General features: G+C 52.9%; 16 protein-coding genes and 1 pseudogene. 9 read left to right on the top strand and 8 right to left on the bottom strand.

The features are described 5' to 3' along the window. The coding region (locus GM30_RS00695; protein WP_155483883.1) for an autotransporter outer membrane beta-barrel domain-containing protein at nt 1-540 on the top strand (540 nt) is incomplete at its 5' end. 75 nt (nt 541-615) lie between these two features. Here GM30_RS00695 and typA read toward each other — a convergent pair. Beyond that, nucleotides 616-2,439, bottom strand: coding sequence for a ribosome-dependent GTPase TypA (typA, locus tag GM30_RS00700; RefSeq protein ID WP_049847091.1), 1,824 nt, complete (start codon nt 2,437-2,439; stop codon nt 616-618). A gap of 379 nt (nt 2,440-2,818) precedes the next feature. Between typA and glnA the strand changes: the two genes are divergently transcribed. From glnA to GM30_RS25845, 4 genes are all read left to right on the top strand, one after another. Next, a complete protein-coding gene (glnA, locus tag GM30_RS00705) occupies nt 2,819-4,228 on the top strand; it encodes a glutamate--ammonia ligase (RefSeq protein WP_049847092.1) in 1,410 nt (469 codons plus the stop codon). A gap of 187 nt (nt 4,229-4,415) precedes the next feature. Further along, nucleotides 4,416-5,465, top strand: a complete 1,050-nt coding sequence (glnL, locus tag GM30_RS00710) for a nitrogen regulation protein NR(II) (RefSeq protein WP_049847093.1) — start codon at nt 4,416-4,418, stop codon at nt 5,463-5,465. 12 nt (nt 5,466-5,477) lie between these two features. Next, the gene (gene glnG / locus GM30_RS00715; RefSeq protein WP_049847094.1) at nt 5,478-6,887 is read left to right on the top strand and encodes a nitrogen regulation protein NR(I); all 1,410 of its coding nucleotides are present in this window, start codon (nt 5,478-5,480) and stop codon (nt 6,885-6,887) included. Between the two features lie 110 nt (nt 6,888-6,997). Then, complete coding sequence (locus GM30_RS25845; RefSeq protein ID WP_096753919.1) at nt 6,998-7,108, top strand: YshB family small membrane protein; 111 nt, start codon at nt 6,998-7,000, stop codon at nt 7,106-7,108. Between the two features lie 29 nt (nt 7,109-7,137). Here GM30_RS25845 and hemN read toward each other — a convergent pair whose 3' ends face one another. Then, nucleotides 7,138-8,511: an oxygen-independent coproporphyrinogen III oxidase gene (hemN, locus tag GM30_RS00720; RefSeq protein ID WP_049847095.1), complete on the bottom strand. Its 1,374-nt coding sequence runs from the start codon at nt 8,509-8,511 to the stop codon at nt 7,138-7,140. 188 nt (nt 8,512-8,699) lie between these two features. After that, nucleotides 8,700-9,218 (bottom strand): Der GTPase-activating protein YihI, encoded by a 519-nt coding sequence (gene yihI, locus GM30_RS00725; RefSeq protein WP_049847096.1) that lies wholly within the window; start codon nt 9,216-9,218, stop codon nt 8,700-8,702. 571 nt (nt 9,219-9,789) lie between these two features. On the opposite strand from yihI, the pseudogene yihA reads away from it, so the two are divergent. Continuing rightward, nucleotides 9,790-10,395: pseudogene (gene yihA / locus GM30_RS00730) on the top strand (ribosome biogenesis GTP-binding protein YihA/YsxC); the annotation flags it as partial. Between the two features lie 82 nt (nt 10,396-10,477). On the opposite strand, the gene spfP reads toward yihA, so the two are convergent. Together spfP and polA are read right to left on the bottom strand one after the other, a co-directional pair. After that, nucleotides 10,478-10,525 (bottom strand): small protein SpfP, encoded by a 48-nt coding sequence (spfP, locus tag GM30_RS28120; protein ID WP_071892919.1) that lies wholly within the window; start codon nt 10,523-10,525, stop codon nt 10,478-10,480. 165 nt (nt 10,526-10,690) lie between these two features. Continuing rightward, nucleotides 10,691-13,477 (bottom strand): DNA polymerase I, encoded by a 2,787-nt coding sequence (polA, locus tag GM30_RS00735; protein WP_049847098.1) that lies wholly within the window; start codon nt 13,475-13,477, stop codon nt 10,691-10,693. Between the two features lie 395 nt (nt 13,478-13,872). On the opposite strand from polA, the gene GM30_RS00740 reads away from it, so the two are divergent. Next, nucleotides 13,873-14,781 (top strand): acyltransferase, encoded by a 909-nt coding sequence (locus GM30_RS00740; RefSeq protein WP_049847099.1) that lies wholly within the window; start codon nt 13,873-13,875, stop codon nt 14,779-14,781. Nucleotides 14,782-14,793: 12 nt separating this feature from the next. Here GM30_RS00740 and dsbA read toward each other — a convergent pair whose 3' ends face one another. The 3 genes from dsbA to GM30_RS00755 form a co-directional block, all read right to left on the bottom strand. Next, nucleotides 14,794-15,417, bottom strand: coding sequence for a thiol:disulfide interchange protein DsbA (gene dsbA, locus GM30_RS00745; RefSeq protein ID WP_049847100.1), 624 nt, complete (start codon nt 15,415-15,417; stop codon nt 14,794-14,796). 27 nt (nt 15,418-15,444) lie between these two features. After that, on the bottom strand, nt 15,445-16,431 hold the full coding sequence (locus GM30_RS00750) for a serine/threonine protein kinase (protein ID WP_049847101.1): 987 nt from the start codon (nt 16,429-16,431) through the stop codon (nt 15,445-15,447). Between the two features lie 74 nt (nt 16,432-16,505). Next, on the bottom strand, nt 16,506-16,775 hold the full coding sequence (locus GM30_RS00755; protein ID WP_038161419.1) for a YihD family protein: 270 nt from the start codon (nt 16,773-16,775) through the stop codon (nt 16,506-16,508). A gap of 69 nt (nt 16,776-16,844) precedes the next feature. Here GM30_RS00755 and mobA point away from each other — a divergent pair, with 69 nt between their 5' ends. Next, a complete protein-coding gene (gene mobA, locus GM30_RS00760; RefSeq protein WP_072091856.1) occupies nt 16,845-17,432 on the top strand; it encodes a molybdenum cofactor guanylyltransferase MobA in 588 nt (195 codons plus the stop codon). After that, nucleotides 17,429-17,938 (top strand): molybdopterin-guanine dinucleotide biosynthesis protein MobB, encoded by a 510-nt coding sequence (gene mobB / locus GM30_RS00765; RefSeq protein WP_049847102.1) that lies wholly within the window; start codon nt 17,429-17,431, stop codon nt 17,936-17,938. The genes mobA and mobB overlap by 4 nt, the downstream gene beginning before the upstream one ends. The last annotated feature ends 92 nt before the right edge of the window (nt 17,939-18,030 follow it).

An 18,030-nucleotide genomic window follows, 5' to 3' on the forward strand; every position in this document is an offset into this window, starting at 1 on the left:
TGGGCGCTGTATAACTGGTTTAATAACAAGGTAACGGGTCAGGCCAGACCGACCGAAGAGTATGATTCAAGCGGTCTCACCGCCTCTGTTGAAGCGGGTTACACATTCAACGTCGGTGAAAGTGAAAACTTCAACTACTGGATCCAGCCGAAAGCACAGCTGGTGTGGATGGACGTACAGGCTGACGATCACCGTGAGAAAAACGGTACTCGCATCAAGGACGAAACCGACGGTAATTTGCTGACGCGTCTGGGTGTAAGAGCACAGATGAACAGCAAGCAGCCGGAAGGTGTGGAAAATGCGCGCGGCTTCCAGCCGTTCATCGAAGCGAACTGGATCCATAACACGCAGGATCAGAGCGTACGGATGGATGACGTGAGTGTCGATATGCGCGGTGCGAAGAACATCGGTGAACTGAAAATCGGTGTGGAAGGGCAGATTACACCGCGTCTGACGATGTGGGGTAACGTGGCTCAGCAGGTTGGTGAGAAGAGCTACAGCAATACTCAGGGTATGCTGGGTGTGAAATACAGCTTCTGATAACCGCTTAACCGCGAAAAGAAAAACCCCAGACAGGTCACTGTCTGGGGTTTTTTTATGTCTGAGAGTCGTTAATTACTCTTCTTTCGCGCCACGGTTAGCACGGCGACGATCGTTTTCCGTCAGATGACGTTTACGGATACGGATAGAGGTCGGGGTGACTTCTACCAGTTCGTCATCATCAATGAACTCCAGCGCCTGCTCGAGCGTCATTTTGATTGGCGGCACCAGCACTGTGGCTTCGTCAGTCCCTGACGCACGCATGTTGGTCAGTTTCTTACCGGTCAGGCAGTTCACAGTCAGGTCGTTAGAACGGCTGTGAATACCGATGATCTGGCCTTCGTACACTTCTGCACCGTGACCCAGGAACAGCTTACCGCGATCCTGCAGACCGAACAGCGCAAACGCAACCGCTTTACCCTGACCGTTGGAGATCAGTACGCCGTTCTGGCGCTGGCCCACATCGCCCGCACGAATATCATCGTAGTGGCTGAAGGTGGAGTACAGCAGACCGGTACCGGAGGTCATGGTCATGAACTCAGAACGGAAGCCGATCAGGCCACGGCTTGGGATCACGTAGTCGAGACGTACGCGGCCTTTGCCATCCGGATTCATGTTTTTCAGGTCGCCTTTACGCTCACCGAGCGCCTGCATCACAGAACCCTGATGCTGCTCTTCAACGTCCAGGGTGACGTTTTCGAACGGTTCCTGACGACGGCCATCGATTTCGCGGAAGATAACTTTCGGACGGGATACCGCCAGTTCGAAACCTTCACGACGCATGTTTTCAATCAGAACGGACAGGTGCAGTTCACCACGGCCGGAAACGCGGAACGCATCAGCGTCTTCGGTTTCTTCAACACGCAGCGCAACGTTGTGCACCAGCTCTTTGTTCAGACGGTCCAGAATCTGACGGGACGTGACGTATTTACCTTCTTTACCGCAGAACGGCGAGGTGTTTACGCAGAAGAACATAGAAACGGTCGGTTCATCAACGGACAGCGCCGGCAGTGCTTCAACCGCCTGCGTGTCGCAGATGGTGTCGGAGATGTTCAGTTCACCAAGGCCGGTGATCGCAATGATATCGCCTGCTTCCGCCACGTCGGTTTCGATACGTTCCAGACCCAGGTGGCCCAGCACTTTACCGACTTTACCGTTACGGGTTTTGCCTTCGCTATCAATGATAGTGACCTGCTGGTTCGGCTTCACTTTACCGCGCTTAATACGCCCAATGCCGATAACACCCACATAGTTGTTGTAATCAAGCTGGGAGATTTGCATCTGGAACGGACCATCAAGGTCAACGTTCGGTGACGGTACGTGATCAACAATCGCCTGATACAGCGGGGTCATGTCTTCCGCCATGTCTTCGTGATCCAGACCGGCGACACCGTTCAGCGCAGACGCGTAAACGATAGGGAAATCCAGCTGCTCGTCAGTCGCGTCGAGGTTTACGAACAGGTCGAATACCTGATCCACAACCCAGTCAGGACGCGCGCCAGGACGGTCAACTTTGTTGATAACGACGATCGGTTTCAGGCCATGGGCAAAGGCTTTTTTGGTCACGAAGCGCGTTTGCGGCATCGGGCCGTCAAAAGCGTCAACCACCAGCAGCACAGAGTCAACCATGGACATAACACGCTCAACTTCACCTCCGAAGTCGGCGTGCCCGGGGGTATCAACGATGTTGATACGGTAATCATTCCATTTGATTGCGGTGTTTTTCGCGAGGATGGTAATCCCACGCTCTTTCTCCAAATCGTTGGAGTCCATCACACGCTCTTGTGTCTCAGCACGTTCGTCGAACGTACCGGATTGCTGCAGCAGCTTGTCAACCAGGGTCGTTTTACCATGGTCAACGTGCGCAATGATGGCGATGTTACGCAGATTTTCGATCACAACTTTGCCTCAGGCATTAGAAATAGCGCGTTATTGTACACGTATTAATCGAAGGACTAAACAGGATCACAAACATCCTCCGCAAACAAGTATTGCAGAGTTGCTTTGTGATCGCTTTCACGGAGTAGAAAAAGGGCTTTAAAACGTAAATTGCACCAATATGGTGCTTAATGTTCACATTGAAGCACTATACTGGTGCAAACCAACTGTCATGGTGCAACCCTTTTGCACTGTGGTGCGCATGATACAGCCTTTTGGGGGGTATTTAAAAGTTGGCACAGATTTCGCTTTGATAATTTTACGGCAACAACGCCATTTAGACGCAGTGTTATGTAGTTCGTTACTACGACGACAATGACCAATCCGGGAGAGTTTAAGTATGTCCGCTGAACATGTATTGACGATGCTGAACGAGCATGAAGTGAAGTTTGTCGATCTGCGCTTCACCGATACCAAAGGTAAAGAACAGCACGTCACCATTCCTGCTCATCAGGTAAATGCTGAATTCTTCGAAGAAGGCAAAATGTTTGACGGCTCCTCGATTGGCGGCTGGAAAGGCATTAACGAATCCGACATGGTGCTGATGCCTGACCACACCACGGCGGTCATTGACCCGTTCTACGAAGAACCGACGCTGATCATCCGTTGCGATATCCTCGAGCCAGGCACGCTGCAGGGTTACGATCGCGACCCGCGTTCCATTGCCAAGCGCGCTGAAGAGTACTTGCGTTCTACCGGCATCGCGGACACCGTACTGTTCGGGCCAGAACCGGAATTCTTCCTGTTCGACGACGTTCGTTTCGGCAGCTCTATCTCCGGTTCTCATGTGTCTATCGATGATATCGAAGGCGCCTGGAACTCTTCCACCAAATATGAAGGTGGTAACAAAGGTCACCGTCCGGCCGTGAAAGGCGGTTACTTCCCGGTTCCGCCAGTCGATTCTGCGCAGGACATCCGTTCCACCATGTGTATGGTGATGGAAGAGATGGGCCTGGTGGTTGAAGCGCATCACCACGAAGTGGCGACCGCGGGTCAGAACGAAGTGGCAACCCGCTTCAACACCATGACCAAAAAAGCGGACGAAATTCAGATCTACAAATACGTTGTGCACAACGTCGCACACCGTTTCGGCAAAACCGCGACCTTTATGCCAAAACCAATGTTTGGCGATAACGGCTCCGGTATGCACTGCCACATGTCCCTGTCGAAGAACGGCACCAACCTGTTCTCTGGCGACAAATACGCTGGCCTGTCTGAAACCGCGCTGTACTACATCGGCGGCGTAATCAAACATGCGAAAGCCATCAACGCCCTGTCTAACCCGACCACCAACTCTTATAAGCGTCTGGTCCCGGGTTATGAAGCTCCGGTTATGCTGGCCTACTCTGCTCGTAACCGTTCTGCATCCATCCGTATTCCGGTGGTGGCCAGCCCGAAAGCGCGTCGTATTGAAGTGCGTTTCCCGGACCCGGCGGCTAACCCGTACCTGTGCTTCGCTGCACTGCTGATGGCCGGCCTTGACGGTATCAAGAACAAAATCCATCCGGGCGAAGCCATGGATAAAAACCTGTATGACCTGCCGCCGGAAGAGGCGAAAGAGATCCCACAGGTTGCTGGCTCTCTGGAAGAAGCGCTGAACGAACTGAATGCAGACCGTGAGTTCCTGACAGCGGGCGGCGTATTCACCGACGAAGCTATCGATGCCTACATCGCGCTGCGTATTGAAGAAAACGACCGCGTTCGCATGACGCCGCACCCGGTTGAGTTTGAACTGTATTACAGCGTTTAAGTATCTTAAAAATCCGATGTCTTTTGCGTTGTGACGCGAAAGACACAGAGGATTTTAGTTGCCGTGGAAACTTTTAGCCCATCTCCGGATGGGCTTTTTTCACCACCAACGAGCTGATATCACGCGCTTTTTATCCATTAAACGCTATACTGCACTAAAATGGTGCAAACTCCTGGAGGACTGCTGAATGGCAACAGGCATGCTGCCCGATGCTGGGCAGATCCTTAATTCGTTAATCAACAGCATATTGCTGGTGGATGACGATCTGGCGATTCACTACGCCAACCCGGCGGCGCAGCAGCTGCTGGCCCAAAGCTCACGCAAGCTCTTTGGCACACCGTTGCCGGAACTGCTGACCTGGTTCTCACTGAATATCCATCTGATGCAGGAAAGTCTACAGGCGGGTCAGGGGTTTACGGATAACGAAGTCACGCTGGTGATCGACGGTCGCTCGCATGTGCTCTCTTTAACCGCTCAGCGTTTGCCTGATGGCTACATCCTGCTGGAAATGTCGCCGATGGATAATCAGCGTCGCCTGAGCCAGGAGCAGCTTCAGCATGCGCAGCAGGTGGCCGCGCGCGATCTGGTTCGTGGTCTGGCGCACGAAATCAAAAATCCGTTAGGTGGCTTACGCGGCGCAGCGCAGTTGCTCAGTAAAGCCCTGCCCGATCCGTCGCTGACGGAATATACGCAGGTCATTATCGAGCAGGCGGACCGGTTACGTAATCTGGTGGATCGCCTGCTGGGGCCGCAACAGCCCGGTATGCACGTGACGGACAGCATTCATAAAGTGGCGGAACGGGTGGTAAATCTGGTGTCGATGGAACTGCCGGATAACGTCCAGCTGGTGCGCGATTACGATCCGAGCCTGCCGGAATTTCCCCACGATCCCGATCAGATTGAGCAGGTATTGCTGAATATTGTCCGCAATGCGCTGCAGGCGCTGGGACCGACCGGGGGCGAAATTATTCTGCGTTCCCGCACGGCGTTCCAGTTCACCCTTCACGGTGAACGCTACCGGCTGGCGGCGCGCATTGATGTGGAAGATAACGGCCCCGGTATTCCCTCGTATCTGCAGGATACGCTGTTTTATCCGATGGTTAGCGGTCGCGAAGGTGGAACGGGCCTGGGATTGTCTATCGCCCGTAACTTAATTGATCAACACTCCGGCAAAATTGAATTTACCAGTTGGCCGGGCCATACCGAGTTTTCGGTTTACCTGCCAATTCGGAAATAGAGGGGTTAGTTTATGCAACGAGGGATTGCCTGGATCGTTGACGACGATAGCTCTATCCGCTGGGTGCTGGAACGCGCGCTCACGGGTGCAGGTTTGACGTGTACCTCCTTTGAAAGCGGCAATGAGGTGCTTAACGCGCTGACGACGAAAACCCCGGATGTGCTCTTGTCGGATATCCGCATGCCGGGAATGGACGGACTCGCGCTACTCAAGCAGATCAAACAGCGCCACCCGATGCTGCCGGTCATCATAATGACCGCCCATTCCGATCTGGATGCCGCCGTGAGCGCTTACCAGCAAGGGGCGTTCGATTACTTACCCAAACCGTTTGATATTGATGAAGCCGTTGCGCTGGTTGAACGTGCCATCAGCCACTATCAGGAACAGCAGCAGCCGCGCAATGTGCAGGTCAACGGCCCGACCACCGATATCATCGGTGAAGCGCCTGCCATGCAGGACGTGTTCCGCATTATTGGTCGCCTGTCGCGCTCGTCTATCAGCGTGCTGATTAATGGGGAGTCCGGCACCGGTAAAGAGCTGGTGGCTCATGCCCTGCACCGCCATAGCCCACGCTCCAAATCGCCTTTTATTGCGTTGAACATGGCGGCCATCCCGAAAGATCTCATTGAGTCCGAGCTGTTTGGTCATGAGAAAGGGGCTTTTACCGGCGCCAATACCGTGCGCCAGGGCCGTTTCGAGCAGGCCGACGGCGGCACGCTGTTCCTTGATGAAATCGGCGATATGCCGCTGGATGTGCAGACGCGCCTGCTGCGTGTGCTGGCCGACGGGCAGTTTTACCGCGTCGGCGGTTATGCGCCGGTGAAAGTGGACGTTCGTATTATTGCCGCCACGCATCAGAACCTGGAGCTGCGCGTTCAGGAAGGCAAATTCCGTGAAGATCTGTTCCACCGTCTGAACGTTATTCGGGTACATTTGCCGCCGCTGCGCGAACGCCGGGAAGACATTCCGCGCCTGGCGCGCCACTTCCTGCAGATCGCCGCACGTGAACTGGGCGTTGAAGCCAAACAGTTACACCCGGAAACCGAAGCCGCGCTGACGCGTCTCGCCTGGCCAGGCAACGTTCGCCAGTTAGAGAATACCTGCCGCTGGCTGACGGTCATGGCCGCCGGTCAGGAAGTTCTGATTCAGGATCTGCCTGGCGAGCTGTTCGAAACCACCGTGCCGGACAGCCCGACGCATGCGTTAACCGACAGCTGGGCCACACTGCTGGCACAGTGGGCTGACCGGGCGCTGCGTTCCGGTCATCAAAACCTGCTGTCTGAAGCGCAACCCGAAATGGAACGCACGCTGTTAACCACGGCGCTGCGCCACACGCAGGGGCATAAACAGGAGGCTGCCCGCCTGTTAGGCTGGGGGCGCAATACCCTGACACGCAAACTCAAAGAGCTGGGAATGGAATGATTGGCCAGCACAATGTAAAGATCCGCGGCCTGGCGCAAAGTGCGGTTATTTTGCGCTTTACTGTTCCGATGAGTTGGGTATGATCTTGCGCGGCAACGCAGGGGGTAATCATGCTTGAATCATTGATCAATCTGGTGTCGAGCGGCGCAGTCGACAGCCATACGCCACAAACGGCGGTGGCCGCGGTGCTCTGTGCGGCACTGGTCGGGCTGTTTAGCTAGTTTGAGGCCCGTTCCCGGGCCTCAAAAGCTTATATAACGCGCGAGAACTGCTGCAGGCGCGCTTTCTGACGCAAATACGCGTCAAAGCACATGCAGATATTGCGAATGAGCAGGCGCCCTTTTGGCGTCACCTGAATGCCATGCGTATCGACATCCACCAGCCCGTCTTTCGCCAGCGGTGCAAGCAGTTTCAAATCTTCCGCAAAGTAATCCTCGAAATCCAGATCCCACTGCTGCTCAACGGCAGAAAAATCGAGCCGGAAATTACAGATCAGCGCCTTGATCACGTCGCGACGAATGCAGTCATCTTCCGTTAACGCAATCCCACGCCACAGTGCATGACCGATTTCATCCACCCGCTGGTAATAGTGCTTCAGCTCTTTCTGATTCTGCGCATAGCAGTCGCCAATCATGCTGATGGCGGACACGCCCATGCCCAGCAGATCGGTATCGCCCTGCGTAGTATAGCCCTGGAAATTACGGTGCAGAACGCCATTGCGCTGCGCCACCGCCAGTTCATCATCCGGGCGAGCAAAGTGATCCATGCCAATAAACTGATAGCCCGCGTGGGTCAGCGAGGCGATGGTTTCCTGCAGAATATCCAGTTTTTGCTGTGCAGAGGGGAGATCGGCATCTTTGATTTTACGCTGCGCGGCGAACAGCGTCGGCAGATGCGCATAGTTAAAGACGCTCAGACGATCGGGATTCAGTTCCGCCACGCGATTCAGCGTGAAGGCAAAGCTTTCCGGCGTCTGCCTCGGTAAACCATAAATCAGGTCAATGTTCGTAGAGGTGAAGCCAATCTCGCGTGCATGGTTCAGCAGCGCAAAGATAAAATCCTCATCCTGCTCGCGGTTGACCAGACGCTGGACTTCTTTATTAAAATCCTGCACGCCCATGCTCAGGCGGTTGAAGCCCTCTGCACGAAGGTGATCGAGCACATCCAGTTCAATCTCACGCGGATCCACTTCGATAGAAATTTCGGCGTCAGTATTAAACTGGAAATGGGTACGCAACAGCCCCATCAGGCGGCTGATTTGCGCCTTGTTGAGATAAGTCGGCGTGCCGCCGCCCCAGTGAAGCTGGCTGACGTGGCGCCCGGCAAACAGCGGCGCGCGATGGCGGATTTCCTGCTCCAGCGCATCGAGGTATTGATCGGCCTTATGCTGCTGGCGGGTCACTATCTTGTTACAGCCGCAGAAATAGCAGAGCTTGTGGCAGAACGGGATATGAACGTACAACGAAAGCGGGCGGTCAGGGTATTTCGTGACCGCCTGTAAAAAGTCGTCCGCACCGAAGTTTTCATTAAACTCCAGCGCGGTCGGGTACGACGTATAGCGCGGCCCGGAATAGTTGTATTTCTGGATCAGGGCCAGATCCCAGTCGATTTGCTGCTCAGACATGCTCACTCCTTCCGATGGTGTCGCTGGCGGGTACGACGCACCGCTCTGCCCGAATGACGGTTCAGAAGCCGATTGCGCAGCCAGTTTTGCTGCTGCGACAACCTTCGTAGTTTAACGAATAACCACGCCAGATAACATATAACCGGAAGGGTTATAAGCAGGACAGTCAGACCGACCGGATGCAAATGTTAGTTTCCGCCTTTCAACAAACGCATCATATCTTCTTTGCCGTCGTCTTCGTCCTCATCCTCGTCGTCATCGTAGGACAGACCCAGTTGCTGCATCAGTTCATCAATACGATCCAGTTTGGCATCCACCCAGGACTGCTCTTCAGCATTCAGGGTTTCGCCCTCTTCCAGACGTTCCAGCAGCGCGTCCAGGCGCTCATCAGTTTCCAGCATATCCAGCTCAGCCTGCGGTGAAAGCATAGGTTTCTCGCTCTGTGGTTTGTGCTGCTTCTTGGTCACTGGCGCGTCGGTTACGCCCAGCGCGATAGGTTTTTTGCTGCCAATTCGTGGATCTTTTTGCTGCTGTTGATTTTTCGATGATGACGCATCAGCCCCGCCACTCGCACGGCTGCCCGGGGCGTGGCCGCGGTGTTTTTTCTCGCGTTTACGATCGCGGGCTTCCTGATTCATTTCTTCACGCGTTTTACGACGGTTTTTAGCCGGAGCTTTCGCGCGCGGTGCGGATGTCGGTTTTTTCATGATTGTGGGTCTTAAGCGGTTTTCTTCAGTATAGAATTGAGGCGGAATCTAGCAGAATCCGCACAAAGAAAAAAGGCGACAGAGTAATCTGCCGCCTTTTTCTTGACTCACAACCCATATGGGTTTCACATTCCGTGTCTGCTAACGACGCACCCTGTCTTTCCCTTAGCGTGAACGTTCCTTGTTTTTGTTCCTTTTCCTTACACTAACGTCTCCGGACGCTTGTCTTCCTGACAATCCTTTCGTCTTCGCCTCCTGGCGCTCCTGACCCTCGTCCTGAGTCTGTAATCCCACGGCTTCCTCTCCGTTGACAGCTACTTTACCGTGTTCCGGGAAACTAACAAGTCAAAAAATAGCCAAATCCGTTTTTTCGGATTTTCTCTCACCTTTAACCCATTGATTTAAATAGGTACTACGTTTTAAGCCCCTAAGGGTTTTCTTAGATTTCTGTCAGCAACACGGGCAATAATCTCACAGCGGCATGGGCGGTTTCCGCCACCTTGATCACGGGAAAAACAGCGTTTTCCCCAGGTTCAGGTATAATCCCCGCCATAACATGAATTAACGGAGNTTTGTTACCAGCGCGCCAGATATTCGCCACTTACCGGAAGATACCGGGATCGAAGTGGCGTTTGCAGGCCGCTCCAACGCGGGTAAATCCAGTGCCCTGAATACACTGACCAATCAGAAAAACCTGGCGCGTACTTCAAAAACGCCTGGCCGTACGCAGCTGATCAACCTGTTTGAAACGGCGGAAGGCAAACGTCTGGTTGACCTGCCGGGCTACGGTTACGCCCAGGTGCCGGAAGAGATGAAGCGGAAATGGCAGCGCGCGCTGGGTGAATACCTGGAAAAACGCCTGTGCCTGAAAGGTCTGGTCGTGTTGATGGACATCCGCCATCCGCTAAAAGATCTCGATCAGCAGATGATTGAGTGGGCGGTGGACAGCAACATTCCGGTGCTGGTTCTGCTGACGAAATCTGACAAACTGGCCAGCGGCGCGCTGAAAAAGCAGCTCAATCTGGTTCGCGAAGCAGTGATTGCCTTTAACGGCGACGTGCAGGTGGAAGCGTTCTCTTCCCTGAAAAAGCAGGGCGTGGATAAGCTACGGCAGAAACTGGATAGCTGGTTTAGCGACATCCCACCCGAAGTGGCGGCTGAAGCGGCCGAAGAGTAAAACGAAGCGCGGCATTGCCCGCGCTTTTTCTTTGGCACAATAAAAAACGCCCCAGTCACTTGTGACTGGGGCGGCTAAATATTCAGCCAAATCCGATTACGTGAAGTAAAAGGTCTGAAAGATAGAACATCTTACCTCTGTACCCTACGCGAGTAACTCTACTCTTTTTTGTGCGCGTAACAAAGCACTTTTTGTAGTTTTTTTTCACTGTTTACATAGCAAATTCTAATAACCATCACAAAACGCGATAAGTTATGTTGCTAAGTTACAAAAAATCGCGCACATGGCCGACTATTTAGTGAGCCTGATCCCAGTTTTCGCCACTACCGACTTCCACCAGCAGCGGAACATCCAGCGTGGTGCTGTTCTCCATCAGCTCGTGGATTTTCTTCGAGACCGATTCCAGCTCATCTTTGTGCACTTCGAACACCAGTTCATCGTGTACCTGCATGATCATGCGCACGCGCGGCTGTTCTTTTTGCAACCAGGCATCCACCGCGATCATCGCACGTTTGATGATATCCGCCGCGGTTCCCTGCATCGGGGCGTTGATCGCAGCACGTTCTGCACCGGCACGACGCGCCGCATTGCTGGATTTGATGTCCGGCAGATAGAGGCGGCGGCCTTCCAGGGTTTCAACGTAACCTTTCTCTTTCGCCTGTGCACGAGTGCGCTCCATATATTCGAGCACGCCCGGATAACGTTCGAAGTAGAGATCCATATACTTCTGCGACTCTTTGCGCGGGATATTCAGCTGGCGGGACAAACCAAACGCGCTCATGCCGTAGATCAAACCAAAGTTGATCGCTTTCGCGCTGCGACGCTGTTCGTTAGTCACACTCTCCAGCGGCAGACCGAACACTTCCGCCGCTGTTGCGCGGTGAATGTCTTTGCCCTCAGCAAACGCCTTCAGCAGCCCTTTGTCGCGCGACAGGTGCGCCATAATGCGCAGCTCAATCTGCGAATAGTCGGCGGAGACAATCAGGTAATCGTCCGGGGCAATAAAGGCCTGACGGATCCGGCGCCCTTCGTCATTGCGCACCGGGATGTTTTGCAGGTTCGGATCGGTAGAGGATAAACGCCCGGTGGCCGTCACCGCCTGATGATAGGAGGTATGCACGCGGCTGGTTTTCGGGCTGATCATCAGCGGCAGTTTGTCGGTGTAGGTGGATTTCAGCTTCGCCAGGCCGCGATATTCCAGAATCACTTTTGGCAGCGGGTAATCCAGCGCCAGCTCTTCCAGCACCTCTTCCGACGTCGACGGCGCGCCGCCAGGCGTTTTCTTCAGCGGCTTAATGCCCTGTTTCTCAAACAGGATCGTTTGCAGCTGTTTGGTGGAAGAGAGGTTAAACGGTTCGCCAGCGATGTCGTGCGCTTTTTGCTCCAGCTCCACCAGCCGTTTGGCGATCTCTTCGGAATGCTTATGCAGCACCACAGGATCGATTTTAACCCCGTTGCGTTCCACGCGAGACAGCACCGGCACCAGCGGCATTTCAATGTGCTGGAAAACGTTCAGCGGGCCTTTGTCCTGTTGTAGCTTTGGCCACATTTTCAGGTGCAGTTGCAGAGTGACGTCCGCGTCTTCTGCGGCGTAGCGCCCCGCTTCTTCCAGCGCGATCTGGTTGAAGGTGAGCTGATTTTTGCCCTTACCGGCAATCTCTTCAAAGGTGATGGTTTTGTGTTTCAGCCAGCGATCGGAGAGGCTATCCATGTCATGGCGACCCGCAACGCTGTCCAGCGTGTAGGATTCCAGCATAGTGTCAAACGCAATGCCGCGCAGCTCGATACCGTAGTTTTGCAGGATCCCGCGGTCGTACTTCAGGTTCTGGCCGACTTTCAGGCTCTTTTCATCTTCCAGCAGCGGTTTTAGTAATTCCAGTACCCGCTCGCGTGGGATCTGCGCTGGCGCGTCGAGATAATCATGGGCAACCGGCACATACGCGGCAACGCCAGGTTCAATGGCAAAAGAAAGCCCGACCATGTTAGCGCTGACATTGTCCAGGCTGTCGGTCTCGGTATCGAAAGCAAACAGCGGCGCTTTTTTCAGCTTTTCAATCCAGCTGTTGAGCGTTTCTTCGTCGAGAATAGTGACGTAATTTTCGGCGGACAGCGCGGAAACCGGCGCCTCCGGTTCTGCCTCGATAACCAGCGTTTCCTGCGGCTTATTCGCCGGTTTTGCGCCTTTGGCCTGCAGCCACTTGCCCGCTTCGACGTCTGCCGTCCAGCGCTTGAATTCATATTTTCTGAACAGGCTCAGCAGCTCATCGGCAATCGGCTGCTGCACTTCCAGTTGTTCACAGGTCAGCTCCAGCTCAACGTCCGTTTTGATGGTCGCCAGTTGATAAGAGAGACGCGCCATCTCTTCATTCTGTTGCAGCTTCGCCGCCATGGTTTTCGCACCGCGGAAGGTCAGCCCGGCGATTTTTTCCGGCTCCGCAAACAGCGTATCCATACCGCCTAAACCCTGCAGCAGCGCCTGCGCGGTTTTCTCGCCAACGCCCGGCACGCCAGGAATGTTATCCGAGGAATCACCCATCAGCGCGAGGAAATCGATAATCAGCTCCGGCGGTACGCCGTACTTCGTGACCACCTCTTCAGGGCCGAGAATGGTATTGGTCATGGTGTTGATAAGCGTAATGCCCGGCGTCACCAGCTGCGCCATGTCTTTATCGCCGGTGCTGATTAACACCGGGCGGCCCGCTTTTTCCGCTTCACGCGCCAGGGTGCCGATAACGTCATCCGCTTCAACGCCGGAGACCGCCATCAACGGTAACCCCATCGCTTTTACCATCGCATGAAGTGGTTCGATCTGCGCACGCAGATCGTCCGGCATTGGCGGTCGATGCGATTTGTAATGTTCAAACAGTTCGTCACGGAAGGTTTTGCCCTTCGCATCAAAAACAACCGCGGCATGGGTAGGTTGATACTGCATGATCAGGCTGCGCAACATGTTCAGCACACCATACATTGCCCCGGTGGGTTCGCCTGCACTGTTCGTCAGCGGAGGAAACGCATGATACGCCCGGTAGAGGTAAGAAGAGCCATCAACAAGGATGAGTGGGTTTTCAGGGATCTGAACCATAATTTCCGTGCCTGTTTTTCAGAATAGGGTTAAAGGATGCCACAGACAGGCAGAAAACATGAATATTTCGCGGTATTTGTTGAGAAGTTTTGCAGATCCAGAAGATCGCTCGCAAAACAGCCCTGTGGATAAGTTTGTGTATAGAATTATGATGACTAATAAAACCATAGTCACAACGTCACGAAAAATTAAATTAACTCAAATATTTCAATAAATTATAATATGATCGAGCCGCTATAAAACAAAACGATGACAATTTGTTCCATGTGGATATAAGTAATATTTATTTTTCTCTCCCGCGAAGCCCCATCCTTGTGTGCATTTTCTGATAAAATCTGCCCCTTGTGCCGGCACTCAGTGCACGTAGTGTGGCTAACTATCTGAAATAATGAACTATGTCGAGATTACTCGCTCTTGTAACGCTCCTGTTTAGCGTTATTCTTACTATTCTGGTCACAGTGCTGTGCTCCGTGCCGATCATCCTTGCCGGGATGATTAAACTGCTTTTACCCATTCCGGCCGTCTGGCGTTCAATCTCTGCCTTTTGCAATTTCATGATGTACTGCTGGTGTGAAGGTCTGGCGATGCTATTGCATCTCAATCCGTGGCTGAAATGGGATATCGAAGGGCTGGAAGGGCTGAATAAAAAAAACTGGTATCTGCTGATTTGTAACCACCATAGCTGGGCCGATATCGTGGTGCTGTGCGTGCTGTTCCGCAAACATATTCCGATGAATAAGTACTTCCTGAAACAACAGCTGGCATGGGTGCCTTTTATTGGACTGGCGTGCTGGGCGCTGGATATGCCCTTTATGCGTCGTTATTCCAGAAGCTATTTGATTCGTCACCCGGAACGTCGCGGAAAAGATGTCGAAACCACGCGCCGTTCTTGCGAGAAATTCCGCGCGCATCCTACAACGATTGTGAATTTTGTCGAAGGCTCCCGCTTTACGGAAGAGAAAAAACGTCAGACACGCTCACCGTATAAGCATCTGTTACCGCCGAAAGCGGCCGGCATCGCCATGGCGCTGAACGTGCTGGGCTCGCAGTTTGATAAGCTATTAAACGTCACGCTGTGCTATCCGGAAAATGATAAAACGCCTTTCTTCGATATGATTTCCGGCCGGTTAACGCGGATTGTCGTGCGCATTACTATGGAGCCGGTTGTGGATGATTTACACGGTGACTATGTTAACGACAAAAACTTTAAGCGCCGTTTCCAGCTGTGGCTGAATACCCTGTGGAATGAAAAAGATATTCAGATAGAAGCGATTAAATCGACATACAAAAACGCCGGTCAATGACCGGCGCTTTTTTTATTTCTTCTCGACCAGTTGTTTCACTGCGTCGGCATACTGCTGAACGAAAATATCCATGCTGCTGGTATCCATGCCCTGCGGATTCAGCTGATATTTGCCGTTAACGAACATCGCGGGTACACCCTGCAACTGGAGATCGGCCGCTGCTTTTTCCTGCTGAGCCACCAGAGATTTCACCACAAAGCTGTTCCATGCCGCGTCATATTCTTCACCTTTCACGCCTGCATCAACGAAGACTTTACGAATATCCGCGACGCTTTGTACGGTCTGGGTTTTCTGGACAGCTTCAAACATCGGCGCCGTGATTTTATCTTCAACGCCCAGCGCCAGCGCCACCGCCCATGCCTGGGTCAGATCTTTACCCAGCGGTCCGAGGAATTCGACGTGATATTTAGTCATTTTGGTGCCTTCCGGCAGCTTTTTCTTCACGGTATCAGAAACGTGCAGCACTTCCTCAAACTGGTAGCAGTGCGGGCAGTAGAAAGAGAAGAACTCCAGCACCTGAGGCTCTCCTGCAACCGGCTTATCGAGGGTAATGTATTGCTTACCGTCGGTGATCTGCGCTGCGGATGCGCTAAATGCCAGAATCATACCAGCCAGCGCCAGCCAAATTTTTTTCATGATGTCACTCTCTCCTGAAATATCAAATTAATACATTGGCGTTAATTGAAGCGGGGGTTCCTGCAGAACCTTCACCTGCTCAAGAAAAGTTGCGGTCTGCTTTCGCCAGTAATCTTCTCCTGTTAACCACGGAAAGTTTCTGGGGAAGGCAGGATCGTCCCAGCGCCTGATCAACCATGCCAGATAGTAGACCATACGCATGGCACGTAAAGGTTCGATGAGGGCAATTTCATCAGTATTGAAGGCGTTAAATTCTTCATACGCTTCAATAATCATTTCCAGCTGCATGCGCTGTTCAGCTCTGTCGCCGTTCAGTAGCATCCATAAATCCTGGATTGCCGGACCGTTGCGGGCATCGTCAAGATCAACAAATAACGGACCGTCGCGCCAGAGAATATTTCCCGCATGGCAATCGCCATGTAAACGCAGGGTAGTAAACCGACCATGCCACTGCGCCATGACGGCATCAATGAGCGAATCCGTTGCGGCGAGAAAAGCGGCTTTTAAACTACGGGGAATAAGGGTCACCGTTTCGAAAATCTGCCGAGGCTCAATCAGATATTCCTTCAGGCCTATATCCGGGCGAGCCGTGAAGCGTTTTTTACTGCCAGTCTGATGTATCCGCGCAAGATAACGCCCCACCCATTCCATCTGGTCGAGATTATCCGATTCAAACTGACGCCCGCCGAGGCTGGGAAATACAGCGTAATAAAAACCCTGATGCGTCAGCAGGCTCTGATTATTAAAGAGAAGCGGTGCGGCAACGGGTATTTCATCCTGCTGCAGTTCCAGCGCGAACTGGTGTTCTTCAAGAATTTGTTCTGCGGACCAGCGCTCAGGACGATAAAACTTCACCACGTAGCGGTGACGATCTTCATCCTGAAATTGATAGACACGGTTCTCATAACTGTTTAACGGCGTGAGACCGGAATCCACCCGAATCCCCTGTTCAAACAGCGCATCCATGATGGTATCCGGGTGGAGTGTCTGGAATGTGAAAGCCTTGTCGTTCATCCTGATTCCGAAAACGATACGAATAATTCAGGATATCATTTCATAGCAATTTCGGTGGCTCTGCTTACAAGGTTTTACTCTTTAATAACCCCGCGGGCGCGTAGCAGCGCCGTCTTGAAATCTTCTTCGTAATCTTTTTGAATTCCGGGGATTACGGCATCTTTGCTGGAGTCGCGCATTTTCAGGTGATAGATCAGAATGTCATCGGATAAATCAGCCAGTTCACCGTCATAACCTGACTCCTTCGCCAGTTTCTGCAAAAATTGCATCAGATTCAGCTCGGGCTCTTTTTGCCAGGCTGGCTGGAGGAGTTCAATAACTTCGTTCAGACGTTTACATTTCATGGTCGTGCTCCTTACTCTTGAGAAAGACACGGTAACAGGGTCAATCCCACAATAAAAGAGGCGATATTAGTGAATACATCAGGACCGGTGACCGGGGTGGTGCTGGCAGGCGGAAAAGCGTCGCGCATGGGCGGCCAGGATAAAGGTTTGCTGCTGCTGAACGGCAAACCGCTCTGGAAGCATGTTGCGGACACGCTGGCACCGCAGGTGGCCTCAGTGGTTATTAGCGCTAACCGTAATCTGGAAACCTATCAGGAAACTGGATTGCCAGTAATCCGGGACAGCCTGGCGAATTATCCCGGACCGTTAGCCGGAATGCTCTCGGTGATGCAGCAATGCCACGACAGTGAATGGTTCCTGTTTTGCCCTTGCGATACCCCTTATATCCCGCAGACATTGTTCGTGGATTTACAGGATAAGCGCCGCGATGCGCCTGTGGTGTGGGTTCATGATGGCGAGCGCGATCATCCGACTATCGCGTTAATGCACCGCCGTGTTATTCCAGCTTTAGAAGCCTATCTGACGCGAGGCGATCGTAGGGTGATGGTCTTTATGCGCGAAACCGGCGGGCACAGCGTGGATTTTAGCCAGTTCAAAGCGACGTTTGCGAATGTGAACACACCAGAAGATCTCGCCCGCTGGCAGGAGAGTACATGATCCCATTACTTGCGATTGCGGCCTGGAGCGGAACGGGGAAAACCACGCTGCTTAGAAAGCTCATTCCTGCGCTATGTGCAGCTGGTATACGCCCCGGGCTGATAAAACATACTCATCACGATATGGATGTCGATAAGCCAGGCAAAGACAGTTATGAATTGCGTAAAGCCGGTGCCACACAAACGATCGTGGCCAGTTCGCAACGCTGGGCGCTGATGACTGAAACGCCGGACGAGCCAGAGCTGGATCTTGCTTATCTTGTCAGCAGAATGGAGGCTTCAACGCTGGATCTGGTGCTCGTCGAGGGGTTCAAGCATGAGCCAGTGGCTAAAATTGCGCTTTTCAGGGAAGGTTGCGGCCACGATGCGGAAGAATTAATGCTGGATGAGCATGTGATTGCCGTGGCCAGCGATGTCCCGCTATCGCTCCAGGTTCCGGTTCTGGATTTGAATAATATTAATGAGATCGTTGTGTTTATTCTGAAATGGTTGGAACCACAACGGTAAGGGCTGTTGCCCTTTTTCTGACGGACAAAAACGCAAAAAGGCCATCCTTCCGGATGGCCTCTTCACGTAATTAATGCCTGGCAGTGTCCTAC

This window comes from Trabulsiella odontotermitis (genome assembly GCF_001188485.1).
In the GTDB taxonomy this organism is placed as follows: domain Bacteria; phylum Pseudomonadota; class Gammaproteobacteria; order Enterobacterales; family Enterobacteriaceae; genus Trabulsiella; species Trabulsiella odontotermitis_A.